At 72.1% G+C, this 12,813-nt stretch carries 11 protein-coding genes and 1 tRNA gene; 6 read left to right on the top strand and 6 right to left on the bottom strand.

The window, feature by feature from the left end; translation table 11 throughout:
• Positions 1-671: 671 nt before the first annotated feature.
• Both WME90_RS03210 and WME90_RS03205 read right to left on the bottom strand, forming a co-directional pair.
• Positions 672-748, bottom strand: a tRNA-Met gene (locus WME90_RS03210).
• A 162-nt stretch (positions 749-910) separates the two neighbouring features.
• A complete protein-coding gene (locus tag WME90_RS03205) occupies positions 911-3,190 on the bottom strand; it encodes an ATP-binding domain-containing protein (RefSeq protein ID WP_437279578.1) in 2,280 nt (759 codons plus the stop codon).
• Positions 3,191-3,577: 387 nt separating this feature from the next.
• Here WME90_RS03205 and WME90_RS03200 point away from each other — a divergent pair, with 387 nt between their 5' ends.
• Both WME90_RS03200 and WME90_RS03195 read left to right on the top strand, forming a co-directional pair.
• Positions 3,578-4,081 (top strand): hypothetical protein, encoded by a 504-nt coding sequence (locus WME90_RS03200; protein WP_437279577.1) that lies wholly within the window; start codon positions 3,578-3,580, stop codon positions 4,079-4,081.
• Positions 4,082-4,466: 385 nt separating this feature from the next.
• The gene (locus tag WME90_RS03195) at positions 4,467-5,477 is read left to right on the top strand and encodes a GHMP family kinase ATP-binding protein (protein ID WP_437279576.1); all 1,011 of its coding nucleotides are present in this window, start codon (positions 4,467-4,469) and stop codon (positions 5,475-5,477) included.
• Positions 5,478-5,493: 16 nt separating this feature from the next.
• On the opposite strand, the gene WME90_RS03190 is transcribed toward WME90_RS03195, so the two are convergent.
• Together WME90_RS03190 and WME90_RS03185 are read right to left on the bottom strand one after the other, a co-directional pair.
• Positions 5,494-6,636 carry a D-alanine--D-alanine ligase family protein gene (locus tag WME90_RS03190; RefSeq protein ID WP_437279575.1) on the bottom strand — a complete coding sequence of 381 codons (1,143 nt, stop codon included), beginning with the start codon at positions 6,634-6,636 and terminating at the stop codon, positions 5,494-5,496.
• Positions 6,637-6,742: 106 nt separating this feature from the next.
• Positions 6,743-7,075, bottom strand: a complete 333-nt coding sequence (locus WME90_RS03185; RefSeq protein ID WP_437279574.1) for a hypothetical protein — start codon at positions 7,073-7,075, stop codon at positions 6,743-6,745.
• Positions 7,076-7,363: 288 nt separating this feature from the next.
• Between WME90_RS03185 and WME90_RS03180 the strand changes: the two genes are divergently transcribed.
• Positions 7,364-7,627 (top strand): hypothetical protein, encoded by a 264-nt coding sequence (locus WME90_RS03180; RefSeq protein WP_437279573.1) that lies wholly within the window; start codon positions 7,364-7,366, stop codon positions 7,625-7,627.
• Between the two features lie 325 nt (positions 7,628-7,952).
• Here the strand turns inward: WME90_RS03180 and WME90_RS03175 are convergent, their stop codons facing one another.
• Positions 7,953-8,384 (bottom strand): DUF6968 family protein, encoded by a 432-nt coding sequence (locus WME90_RS03175; protein ID WP_437279572.1) that lies wholly within the window; start codon positions 8,382-8,384, stop codon positions 7,953-7,955.
• Between the two features lie 1,166 nt (positions 8,385-9,550).
• Entirely contained in the window at positions 9,551-10,504 is a 954-nt protein-coding gene (locus WME90_RS03170) for a hypothetical protein (RefSeq protein ID WP_437279571.1), read from the bottom strand.
• Positions 10,505-10,765: 261 nt separating this feature from the next.
• Between WME90_RS03170 and WME90_RS03165 the strand changes: the two genes are divergently transcribed.
• The 3 genes from WME90_RS03165 to WME90_RS03155 are packed head-to-tail and all read left to right on the top strand — an operon-like array spanning position 10,766 to position 12,764.
• Entirely contained in the window at positions 10,766-11,311 is a 546-nt protein-coding gene (locus tag WME90_RS03165) for an RNA polymerase sigma factor (RefSeq protein ID WP_437279570.1), read from the top strand.
• Positions 11,311-12,060 carry a tetratricopeptide repeat protein gene (locus WME90_RS03160; RefSeq protein WP_437279569.1) on the top strand — a complete coding sequence of 250 codons (750 nt, stop codon included), beginning with the start codon at positions 11,311-11,313 and terminating at the stop codon, positions 12,058-12,060. Before WME90_RS03165 ends, WME90_RS03160 begins: the two co-directional genes overlap by 1 nt.
• Positions 12,057-12,764, top strand: coding sequence for a hypothetical protein (locus WME90_RS03155; protein ID WP_437279568.1), 708 nt, complete (start codon positions 12,057-12,059; stop codon positions 12,762-12,764). The genes WME90_RS03160 and WME90_RS03155 overlap by 4 nt, the downstream gene beginning before the upstream one ends.
• Positions 12,765-12,813 lie beyond the last annotated feature (49 nt).

Raw genomic sequence — 12,813 nt, 5'->3', positions numbered from 1 at the left:
CCGCGCCGGCAGGAGCTACTTATACAACCTCTCGCTCGCGCAGCGGGCGCGATCGCGGGACGGCATGTAGCGGACGGTCCCTCCGCGAAGGGTCCGACCGGACCGGATCTCGCGCGCGGTCGACCGCGGCCCCCATCTGCCGGAGGGTGCCGCGAGTAAGGAGCGGCCTTGACACCGCCACACGGCGAATCACCAGCTGATGGAGTCAGCTCTCCTCAGCACAAGCCCATCTCCCGCGCTCCACGCGCCCGCCACTGACGGACAGGGCACCGGCGCGGCAGCGCGCCGGCGCCGCGGAGAGCGATTGAGCTCGCAGCATCGACGCTCGGTGTTCCAGGAGCGGTATGTCGCTCGTCGTTCTTGAGCTCGAGCGTTGAGCTCGAGCCGCTCCGTGTCGGCCGCGCTCTGACGGAATGGCCGGGAGCCAGGGCGCACGACGCCGCCGGGACGACCTGGACCTCTCCCGAGAGACAGGCCCCAGGCGAGCAGGCAACGCGCGCGACGAGCGCCGCTTGCCTGAAAGAACCCGACGGCGCGAGCGCTCAGACCGCCTCTCCGGCACCAACCTTGGTGCCCACCAGATGGGCCCTGAAAACGAAAAACGCGAGGTGGCCTTTTCGGCCAATCCTCGCGTCCTCTTGCTGCCTTTGCTGCTTTTGCTGCTTGGGTCGTGGTTGCGCGGGCGGGATTTGAACCCACGACCTTCGGGTTATGAGCCCGACGAGCTACCAGGCTGCTCCACCGCGCGAGAGGGAATCTACTCACAGCCTCGCTGCGGTCAAGGATTCTCTCAGGGCCCGGTGTCGATTGTGTCCATCCGCGTCTTCTGGGGCCTTGTGAAGCCTGCCGAGGCCTGCCGAGAGCGGGCAGACCTCGGCTGAGGCCGAGCGGTCCCTCCCCGTCCCTGCCCTCAGCCCAGCCAGTCCGGCAGGAGCGGCGACGGCGCCGCCGTCGAGATCACCCAGAGCTGGTGCGCCGCGCGCGTCGCCCCGATGTGGAGCAGGTGCCGCGACTCGTCGTCCGCCGGGTAGGTCGAGGCGTTCACGTCGATCAGCACCACGTAGTCGTACTCCAGGCCCTTCACCTGCCGGACCTCCGTCACCTCGACGCCGGGGCGGAACGCGAACTCGTAGGCGCGCACGCGCCGGAGGTTCGGGATCTCCGCCATCCTGAGGGCGTCGTAGTAGACGTCCGCCTGCTCGGGGTGGCGCGCCAGGATCGCCAGCGTCGCGCGGGGCTCGCGCGCGAACAGCGGGCGGATCGCGTCGGCCAGGAACGCGACGGCCGCGCCGGCGCTCGGGAAATGGTGGTGCTCGACCGGCGCCCCGCTGCGGGGGGCGAGGGGCGGCGTCGGATCCGCCAGCGGGCCCAGCACCGCGCGGGCGAACGCGAGCACCTCGCGCGTCGAGCGGTACGCGATGCGCAGCGGCTCGACGTCGACCCGCGACAGGCCGAGGTCGTCGAGCGTCGCCCGCCAGTCGCGGAAGCCGGAGTCCATGAACAGCCGCTGCGCCGTGTCGCCCGCCAGCGTCACGCTGCGCGGCTCGGCCACCACGCCGAGCAGCACCGCGAGGTCGATCGGCGCGAGATCCTGCGCCTCGTCCACGAAGAGGTGCTCGTAGACGAGCACGTTCTTCCCCTTGCGGAGCTCGCCCCGGAGCAGCTGGTACGCCCGGAGGAGGAGCGCGTCGTCCTCGGGGTCGAGCACCGCGCGGTCGTCGCTCGAGACCTCGCGCCCGTCCCCGCCCCGGTCGTCGTCATCGTCCGCGGGCTCGTCGGCCATCGCCGCCTTGCGCTCGGCGCGATCGCCGGGGTCGAGATCGAGCACGGCGGGGCACCGATCCGCGCACCAGCGCCAGGCGCGCTTCACCTGCTCGGGGCCGAACTCGGGGTCGCCCGCCGCCTCGAAGGCGGCCGTCACCCGGTCGAGATCGGTGAGCACGTCGGCCCAGAACGCGAGCGTGCCGCGCGAGTCGCGCCGCGCCCGGGCGTCGTCCTTGAGCTCCGCCGCGCGCTGCTCGAGGAGGTGGAGCATCGCCGGGTGGGTCTTGTAGCGGGTCACGACCGAGGGCGTGTTCTCCTCGACCGGCGCCTCGAGCCACGGGAACGCGCGCTTGCGGGCCGCGCGCGCCCACTCGGAGAACGTCTCGACCGCGATGCCGCCCAGGCCGAGCGCGGGGAGCGCCTCGCTGATGTACGCGCGGAGCGCGGGGCTGCCGACGATGACGAGCATCTTGTCGGCGGTGAAGCGGCGGCCTCCGTTGTAGGAGAGGAAGGCGAGCCGGTGGACGCCGATCGTCGTCTTGCCGCTGCCCGCGCCGCCCTGGATGACCACGATGCCGGCGTCCGGCTTCGAGATGAGCTCGAACTGCCGCGGGTCGAGGAGCGCCGCGATCTCCGGGAGGTGCCGGTCCTCGCGGGCGTGGAACGCCGCCCCGGTCCCGAGCCCGCCGCGCGCGCCGCCCGCCGCCGCGCGCGCGATGTCGCGCATGTCCTCGGGGCGCACCGCGCTGCCCTGGCCGCCGGAGAGCTCGGTCGCCCGCGTCGCGATCTCCCGGAAGCCGCCCGAGGGCCCGCGCACGAGCGTCCCCTGCGGCGCCGAGATGCGGTAGAGCTCGCCTTCGTCGATGGTCACGGTGCGCCGCACGAGCACAGTGCCCTCGACCTCGCGCTCGCCGAAGGTCTCCTCGTACTCCGCGCCCTCCTCGTAGCGGTAGTAGATCTGGCTCACCGGGGCGTGGCGCCAGTCGACGATCCGCACGCCCGCGCTCGCGTCGACGAGCGTCGTGCGCCCGATGAGGACGTCGCGCTCGGGACGGCCCTTCTCCCGCAGGCGCAGGTGGCCGAAGTAGGGCGACTTCGGATCGACGGGCTCGACGACGTTCTCGTTCCGCCGCGCGGCGATCCCTTGCAGGCGCTCCATCTGCTGCACGAGCGCCGGCACGTCCTCCAGCCGCGCCGCCGCGATCTGATCGCGCAGCGAGAGGAGCTGCTCCTCGTAGTTCTCGACGGGCGGCGGGCGCGACGGCTTTGTCGCGCTCGCCGCGAGGTGCGCGGTGACGCGGGCGAGCAGGGCCTCCTCCTCGCGCACGATCGCCGCGCCGCCCTCGCTCAGCCCGGCGCCGGGCGCGCCGTCGGTCGACATGGGCGACGTGGGCGGCGTGGGCGGCGCGGGCCGGGCGGACGTCATGACGGTGGCCGAGGACGGCGCGGTGGACTGCTCTGCGGTGTGGGTGGGGCTCGTAGAACGATTCGCGGTCACAGGGATGCCGGTGCGATGGAGGATGAGGTGACAGGCTGAGCTGGAGCGTCAGCACGCCAGACATCCGTCGCGGCCCGTTGACGCAGGAGGGTCGGACCTATTGACCGATCCGGCTCAGCTCCGCAACCGCCGCGTGGGCCCCCCCACGCGATCAGGTTTTCGGCGCGTTTTGGCGCGTCTCGCCGCGTCTCGCCGCGCCTCCGCGGCCGGCGCGCGCCCTCGATGCGTAACGCGCCCCGCGCTGGAGGGTCGATCCACCGTGGGCGGTGGCGTTCTGGATTGAGGTCCCGTGGGCGGACGCCGTACAAGGCAGCGATGCAAAACTGCGCGACCCGGTCCGACCGGCTCCTCGAGCTGATCCTCTTCTCGCTGCGCGATCGCGGGGCCCTCTGCGCGCTGGTCCTCGCCGCCTACCGCGCCGAGCTGACCAGCTTGCTCGACCGCGTCTCCTCGGGTTCGCTCGGGGACGACGACGACCTGGAGGTCACGCCGCACGCCCGGGGGGATCGCGCGGGCGCGGCCCCGGGGCGCGCGCGCGCCGCGGGACGCCGCGCAGAGGCCCGGATCAGCGAGGAGGACGCGTTCCTCATCTACGATCTCGCCGGGTGCATCGCCGAGGCGGCGGCCGCGGCCCGCCTCCCGGTCATCCGCCGCGACGCGCTCTCCCTCCGCGAGAAGGCGGCCGAGGTGCACGCCGGTGGCGAGCGGGCTGAGCGGGACATGTTCGCGGCCGGGCTCAGGGTGATCGACCGGATCCTCGACGCGGCCCGCGCGCAGCCCTCGCCGCGGAGCGAGCCCGCGAGCAAGGACCTGAACTGAGCGAAACCGAGCGGAGCTGCGCGAGACCGAGCGCGGCCCGCGGGCGGCGCGACGCGCACCCGGCCGCTCCCGCGATCTCCGTCCACAACCCAACGGAAAGGAAGGCGGCGCGACGCGCGTGCACCCGCCGGAGGGCGGGACCGGGAGCGTGCGGCGCGAGCCCTGGCCGGGCGCGGGCGTGCGTGCACGCCGGGCGCTCCATCGATGGCCTGCTCCCTGCACGGGGTGCCGCCGCGGGGCGCTCCGCCTCGGTCCCTGGGACGGGCTCGCGTCCCGGCGGGTCGCGCTCGCGCCGAAGGACAGCATGAACACCCCTTGCGCCGGCACCCTCTCCGCGCCGCGAACGCTGCGAAGCCCGCTGTGGCGCGCGGCATCGAGCGCGCCGATGCGCGTCTCCTTCGCCGGGGGAGGCAGCGACCTGCCGGGCGTCGCCCGACAGGACGGCGGGCGCGTCGTGGGGGCGGCGATCGATCTGCGCGTGCGCGCGATCGTGGAGCCGTTCGATCGAGGCTGGGTTCGGCTCGAGCTCGCCGCGCGCGGCGAGGGGCGGACGAAGCCGCCGCCGGCCGAGGGCGCGGGCGCCGAAGGGGGGCGCGTCCTCCTGCGGCGCCGCGCGGATCCTCCGCGCGACGATCTCGCCTTCCGCCTGCTCGAGGCGACGCTCTCCGCGACGGGCGTGGGCGACGGCGTCGCCTTGCGGGTCGAGAGCGAGACGTCGCCCGGGGCCGGCCTGGGCGGCAGCGCGTCGGTGGCGGTGGCGGCGCTGTTCGCGCTGCGCGCCTCGGTCGGAGAGGCCGTCACGCCGGAGGATCTGGCGCGCGAGGCGGTCGCGATCGAGCGCGAGCGCCTGTGCAACGCGTGCGGCGCGCAGGATCAGGTGTTCGCGGCGTTCGGGGGGCTGCTCGATCTCACCTTCGACGCCGGCGGCTGCTCCGGGGTGCGGCCGCTCGCGATCGGGTGCCCGGATCTTCTACCCGCGCTCTCGGCGGGGCTGCTGCTCGTGGACACCGAGGTGCGGCGGGTGTCGGGCGACGTGCTGGATCGGATGGACGCGGGCTCGGCGTGCGACGCGAAGGCCGAGCTCGTGGCGGCGGCCGGCGAGGTCGCGCGCGGCTTCGAGATCGGCTCGCTCTCGCTGGTGCTCTCGGGCATGCGCCGGGGCGCGGCCGCGAAGGTGCGCCTCTCCAGGGCGGCGAGCGCGATCGCGCTCTCGCTGGAGCGGCGGCTCGACGGCCTCGGGGTCGAGGTCCTCCGGATGTGCGGCGCCGGCGGCGGCGGGCACATCCTCCTGTGGGCGCCCGCCGAGCGCCACGCGCGCATCCTCGAGGCGCTCGGCCCGCGCCTCGTGCGCCGGCCCGCGCTCGGCGCCCCCGGCGTGCGGCTCGACGCGGGCTGACCGCCGCTGCGGGGCGCTAGGCGCTCGTCCTGAGGCGGGCTTTCCGCGCGCCGCGCTCGAGCGCGAGCGCAATGAGGCGCTCGACGAGCGCGCGAGGGGGGATGCCGCTCGCCTCCCAGAGCTTCGGGTACATCGAGATGGCCGTGAAGCCGGGGAGGGTGTTGATCTCGTTCACGTAGAGCGCGCGATCGGGGGAGAGGAAGAGGTCGACGCGGGCCAGCCCCGACGCCTCGAGCGCGCGGAACGTGCGGAGCGCGACCACCTGCACGGCGTTCGCCTCGGCCGGGGAGAGGTCGGCCGGGATCCGGATCGTGGCGCCGTCGGCGTCGATGTACTTCGCGGCGTACGAATAGAAGCCGTCGGCGTGCCCGACCACGATCTCGCCGGGCACGGAGGCGATGGGGTCGTCGTCGCCGAGCACGGCGCACTCGATCTCGCGCACGCCCTCGATGCCGCGCTCGCAGACGATCTTCAGGTCGAACTCGAAGGCGTGCGCGACGGCCGCCTCGAGCTCGGAGCGCGCGGTGACGCGCCGGACCCCGACGGACGACCCGAGGTTCGCGGGCTTCACGAAGATCGGCCCGAAGCCGGCGCTGCCGGCGGGGGAGAGGGCGGCGATCTGCTCCAGGCACCCGGCGCGATCGCGGTCCCACGCCGCCCGGCGGAGCGTGACGTGCGGCACGATGGGGATCTCCGCCTCGTGGAGCAGGCGCTTCATCACGTCCTTGTCCATCCCCACGGCGGAGCCGAGCACGCCGGAGCCGACGTACGGGACGCCGGCGAGCTCGAGCAGGCCCTGGACGCAGCCGTCCTCGCCCGTGGGCCCGTGCAGGACGGGGAAGACGACGTCGACCGGGGAGCGCTCGCCGCCCGGCACGGTCAGCGTCGCCTCGCCGGCGGGCCCCGGGTGGGCGTCGAGGGCGATCTCCGGCATCGCCTCGTTGAGCTTGGCGAGGCGGGGGTCGCGCGCGGCGCTGAGGAGCAGCGCCTCTTCCTGGAGCCGCCAGCGGCCGGATTTGTCGATGCCGACGAGCACCGGCTCGAAGCGATCGCGGTCGAGCGCCTCGACGACGAAGCGGGCGGACAGGAGGGAGATCTCGTGCTCGGCCGACCGGCCGCCGAACAGGACGGCGACGCGCACCTTGGCGGGGTTCCGCATGGGCGGCACCCTAGCCGCGATCGCGCGCGGGGGCGAAGAAGCCGGCTAGCCGAAGAGGACGGCTACCGGGAGAGGGCGGCTGCTGGGAAAGGCTGCTCGGGAGAGGCTACTCGGAGAGGACGCGGAACGACTTGCGGACCGTCGCCATCGCCACGCGCGCGATGTGGCCGTCAGCGAGCTCGACGTCGACGGCGGTGAGCTGTCCCTGACGCTCGATCAGCCTGGCCACGCTCACCCTGGAGCCCCGGGCGAGCTCGGCGCGCGCGACCTTGACGTCCGCGAGCGCCTCCAGCTGAACGCCGACGGCGATGCCGTTCGCCACCTTGGCCGGAGCCTCCTCGCTCGCGCCTGCCGCTCCGGCGGGGACGATCACGGAGAGCGCCGCGACGACGGCGGCGATGAGGCCGCCCGCCATGCCCCTTCGACTGCAGGTGAGCATCGCGCCCGATTCTACGCGGAAGGAGAGCGATGTCACCTGCGTTGTCACCGGATCCGGCGGTCCGTCCGGGAAGCCCTCCGCAACGACATCGAGCGCGCCTGTCGGCACAGAACGCAGGGGTGCATCGTCCCCCTGGGGCTACCCGCGGCCGGAAGCGGGCATCCCCGACGGGGCGCTCCGCGCGCGCTGGCCGCGGCCGCCTCCGCGTGCTCCGGACGCGACATCGAGCTCGGCAAAAAAGGGTCCCAATCTGTGGACCTCGCTCGTGTCCGATAAAGGCGAGGAGGCATGATGAAGCCGCGATCGCTTATTTCAGTCACAGCCACGCTGCTGTTTCTCGGCGTCTCGATCCCCGAGGCCGCTGCGCAGGACAAGACACCGAGCAAGGTAGAGAATTATAGTTACACGTTCACCGACGATCTCTTGGATGCCTCGAACAGCTCCGCGACCGGCGCCATGCTCCAGGTGAGGCAGCCCGGGCGTCGCGACAGGCTGCTCCGGCCGAGGCTCCATTTCATCCCGGAGATGCTCAAGTCGGTCGAAACGATGTGATGGGGCGCGCCGCCTTCTCGACGGAGGAGGAGCCGTCGAGGAAAGGATCGCGCATCGATCGACCCCGCCCACGGGATGGAACGGGCACCGCGCCGAAGCTAGAGCACCGAACGGGTTGAAACTTACCTGAATCCAATGGGTTGTAAGCCCCAGCCGATCTTCCAGGAAGCAAAACGAATGCGGGAAAGAGAGCAACCGCAAGGGCGCAAGGGGCGCAAGGGACCAGAGACGAGATATTTTCTTGCCTTCCCCTTGCGCCCCTCGCGCCCTTGCGGTTGCTCTTCCCTTCTGTTGATTTCCTCGGAACTCCAACGTGATCGGTGCGCTAGGCTCCGGTCGATTTCCGGCGCCGCTCGCGCACCTTGCCGAGCTGGAGCACGATCTCGTGCATCCTGCGTTGCTCACTCTCCATCATCTGCTCGAGCTCGCGCTGAAACCATACGCCGACCGAGCTCTCGATCGGGCGCGGGAGCCCCAGATCGCCCGGCTCCTCATCCATCCACAGGAGCTGCAGCCCGGAGGCCTCCAGCTGGTTGCGCGCGTACTGCATCGCGAGCTGGATCGCCTGCACACCGTCGATCCCGTACACGCACTTGCTGCATCCGTCGTCCAGGCCCTCGAAGACGACGGCACACGCCCAGTCCACCCCAGGAGGGCTCACCTCGAACGGCCGTCCAATCTTCAAGATGATCTCGCGCCCAGGCTGACCTTCCACGCTGTAGCGACGCTCCGCGATCGGCGAATCCTTCTCATCCATGCGACGAAGCTAGTACGAGAACTCGACCGTGCAATAGACGAGCCAGCCAAGGGAGCTGGCATGCACATTCTCCCAGCACTGGCGGCGCCTGTTCCGTAGCTGCGCTCGGCAGAACTCCTCCCTGGCTTCGTACGAATGGCCGCGGAGGCGATGCTCCCGACCGCAACGTCTCCGAGATGCACGGAGCGCGCGAGATTAGCGCAGCCATGGACGTCAGATCCCCTGGCGACAGCGATCGCCGTAGGCACGGACCGCGATGGACCGGGGCGATGACGGACGGGAGGATCGCATTCTTTGCACCAGGAGCGAGGCATCCGCCTGCACGCGAGGGCTCGGCGGGGGAGCGACGCGGAGCCGTGGGCGTCTGAGCCGACGATGCGGTGCTCGAGCGGCACCCACACCCACGAGGATTGAGCTCAGAAGCGCTTACGCTGCGTCCCGGTGTCCGTCGAGCGACAGTGAACCCGGGCGCCACATGGCTGGTAGACGAGCCCCCTGCTCATCGTCGCTCAGGAGATGCGTAGGGCGAGAGAGAATCCGGCCCTGCGCACACAGGGGCAACTCCCATGAACACCGCGGCCTCGACGTGCCCGGCCGTCGTCCCCGCGCAGACGGGGATGAACCGGACGGGTGCGGTGAGTCCAAGGACCGCGCCAGCGCACTCGCTCCGGTTTCGGATCGGTCCTTCCGATGATTCCAGGTCGCCCGTTCGGTTCCGGATCGACCCGCATCCCCTGGCGAGGGGGTGCCGGCACGTCGCGACCTCCCGCGACGGCCTCCGAGGCCCTCCGTTTCGGTTCCAGATCGACCCGGACCCCCTGGCGAGGCGGCGCCGGCACGTCGCGACCTCCCGCGGCGGCCTCCGAGGCCCTCCGTTTCGGTTCCAGATCGACCCGGACCCCCTGGCGAGGCGGCGCCGGCACGTCGCGACCTCCCGCGGCGGCCTCCGAGGCCCTCCGTTTCGGTTCCAGATCGACCCGGACCCCCTGGCGAGGCGGCGCCGGCACGTCGCGACGTCCCACGGCCCTTCAAGGGCGTCGCTTTCGATCCCGATGCTCCGCGACGCGCTCCGCGCCGGCAACCCAGCGCGCGCGGCCGAGCAACTGGTCGCCACCCTGTCTCGAGCGGGTGATCGCGCGGACAGCTGAGCGGCGGCGTGGGAGCATCTAAAGCACCCAGACCCCGACGCCGCGGAGCGACACCAGCACACCGACCGGCGGCGACCTGTACGCGACCCCCACGCCATCCACCGAGAAATCGTTGCGCCGGAGCGGCACCAGCGCGGCGGCACCGACCTCGAAGCCGAGCGGGCCTGCCAGGCTCGCCAGCGACAGCTCGATCGGCACCGCCAGCCACGTTTTCTCGACGGCGTCGTTCCGCGTGAAGCCGCTCGCCGCCGCCTTCAGCCGGCCAGCGTGAATGCCGGAGCACACGTCAAGGCGCAGCACCTCCGTGCCAGCAGCTGCGAAGCAGGCGCGCACGACGCCTCCAAGCATCGTCTCGCGGAGCTCGCCCGGTCCGTGCTCCAGCGTCTGAGGAACGAGCCAGAGCGCGCCAATCGCCGCTCGAAACTGCGCGCCACCGATGCCGACCTCCGCCGAGAGCGCAGGCGCGAAGGGGCGCACCACGCCGAACAGGCCGGCGGCGCCGACCCCCAGCGTGAGCCGCGTGGCGCCACGCTCCGAGCTCGGAGCCTCGCCCCGCGGCTCGCCGCCGGCGCCCGCGGGCTCGGGCCGCGCGAGCGCCGGCGCCGCCGGAGCTTCGGGCGAAGGCGCCGGCGCTGCTGGGGTAGACGCCGCCCCTTCAGGGGCAGTCGGAGACCCGGCGCCCGCGTCGGCCTCCGGAGCTCGCACGGCCGGCTCCCGGGCGTCGGAGTCGAGCAGCAGCGCGAGCGTGACCGCGGTCGCTTGCTCGAGCGCGGCGCAGCTGCGGCTGCGATCGTGCAGCTCGCGCGCGCTGCTCCCGCTGCGGATGGAGGCGTGGAAGCCATCTGGACCACGGGTGAATTCGACGAGGTAGGCGCCGCTCGCACCCGTCTCCGGTCGACCGCGCAGCTGCTCGACGCGCTCGATGAGGCGCGCCGCGTCCGGGCAGCTCTCGGCGCCAGCACCGCGCGTCACGCTCAGAAACGGCTCGGTTTGTGCCGTGGCGGTCCCAGAAGCGGCAAGCATCGCACAAAAGACCACGGAAAGAGCGCGACGCCTCCGCATCGGGACGACGCGAGGGTAGCCGCCCCGCCGTGTACGCGCATTTTTTTGTGATCGTCTCGGGCCGGCATCCCCACTAGCTGGCCGAGTGAACTCGTCCCTGCACAATTCCGCGCCAGAGCTCGCGGTGTCTGCTCATCTCGTTCGCTGACAGGTCACCTCGACGTTACGGGCATGAGCACACCGGACTCCGAGTTTCGAGCCCTCTACGACGCGCACTTCAACTTCGTCTGGTGCTCGCTCAGGCGCCTCGGGGTGCGCGAGGCGGACGTGCTCGACCTGGCGCAGAAGGTGTTCCTGACGGCGCACGTCAAGCTTCCCGAGTTCGAGGGTCGCTCGCTCCTCACGACATGGCTCTTCGGCATCTGCCAGCGGGTGGCGAGCGACTACCGGCGCTCCGCGCGGTTCCGGCGAGAGGTCGCGACGGACGCCGCAGAGATGGACCTCTACGGCGGCGCGTCCGAGGAGCTCGCGCTGAGCGCGGAGTCGCGGCAGCGCGCCCAGGCGGCAGAAGCCATCTTGAACAAGCTGCCGGAGCCGCAGCGCCTCGTGTTCGTCCTGTTCGAGCTCGAGGAGATGTCGGGCCAGGAAATCGCGGACCTTCTGGGCATCTCCGTGGGTACCGTGCGCTCGCGCCTCCGCCTGGCGCGCGAGACGTTCTCGCGCGAGGTCAAGCGCCTCGCGCTGATACAAGACACGAGCCGAAAGGAGGCCGTGTGATGGGCGATCCGGAACGGCTGCTGAGCATCAAGAGCGGAGCGGACCCGATCGAGCGGGAGCTCCTGGGGAGCGTGCGCCACGTCGGTCCGCCCGAAGGCGCGAAGGAGCGCGCATGGCGCGGCATCGCGGGCCAGCTGGCGGCAGGCACCATCGTCGGCGCCGCGGCCGGCTCCAGCGCGGCTGCCGCGACGAAGCCTGGAGTCGGCTCGCTGCTGTCATCGGCGCTCTCGCTCAAGGCAGCGGCGGTGCTCGTGGGCGGCGGCCTGCTGCTCGGCGGAGGGTACTGGGCCCTCTCCTCCTCGGCCGAGGCGCCTGCGCCGCCCCGCGCTGCGGCCCCGGAACGCGCGCCGGCCGAGGCGCCGCAGGCCCCGGTGGCGCCGGCGCCTGAGCCCAAGGCGCTTCCTCCCGAGCCGCCGCTCGATGCCTCCACCGGGGAAGAGCCAACCCGGAGGCCGAGCGGACCGAAGCCGACGGAGACCGATCTGCTGCGCGCGGAGAGCGCGCTGCTCACGGAAGCGCGCGCCGCGCTGCGCTCCGGCGACGCGGCGGCGGCCGCGGCGATCCTCGATCGCCTGCGCGCGCAGTTCCCGAAGGGCGTGCTCCGGCAGGAGCGCGAGGTGCTGGCCATCGACGTGCTGGCCGCGCGCGGCAACGCGCAGGAGGCGAAGCGGCGCGCTCAGGCCTTCGTGAAGCAGTATCCCAAGAGCCCCCACAGCGCGAAGCTGAAGCGGTTTCTGGATCAGCCGTGAAGCGCTGGTCGCCCGCTCGCATCGTGGCGTTCGGCTGCCTTGCGGCCTCCGGGTGTGATGCGGAGATCGCCTCTGTGGGCGCCTGGACGCCCGTCGTGTCCGGATCTTCGTACATCGAGGCGGAGCTCGGAGAGCTGACCGATGGCTTCACCGTGGGTGAAGACAGCCGCGCTTCCGAGGGCCGCTTCATAATGCCCCCCGCCGGGATGACCTCGGACGACGCGCCGGGGCTCGCGCGAGCGCGTTACCGCTTCGACGCGCCGAGCGGCGCAGAGTACCTGATCTGGGGGCGGATCCACGCTCCAAACGCGATCAACAACCGCTTCTGGTTCCAGGTGGACGGCGGCACCTGGTACCTCTGGCGCATCAGCGTCGGCGACATCTGGTTCTGGGACGATTTCCACGACAACACGCGCTACGGCGAGCCGCTCCGCTTCTCCCTCTCGGCCGGAGCTCACGAGCTCGTCATCGCGAACGCCGTCGACGGCGTCCAGCTGGATCGGCTGTACTTCACGCCGGACGGCGACGAGCCTCCCGGGAACGACACGCCCTGCGATCCGCCGCATTCGATCGAGGTGGCCGGTGAATGCCTCCCGAGCTGCGGCTCCTTGAAGGGAACCGCGTGCGGCGACGTCGCGTGCGCCGGGCGTGAATTGCTCGAAGCCTACGATTGCTCGGTGTGCTGTCGTATCGAAGGGCCGTGAGCCGACGGCGCTCCCGCCATCGGGTCGGAGCTCGTCGACCACCGGCACA

Source organism: Sorangium sp. So ce375, assembly GCF_051473855.1.
Classification (GTDB): domain Bacteria; phylum Myxococcota_A; class Polyangia; order Polyangiales; family Polyangiaceae; genus Sorangium.
The sequence above is the reverse complement of the archived record's forward strand: the minus strand, read 5'-3'. Positions and strand labels throughout refer to the sequence as shown.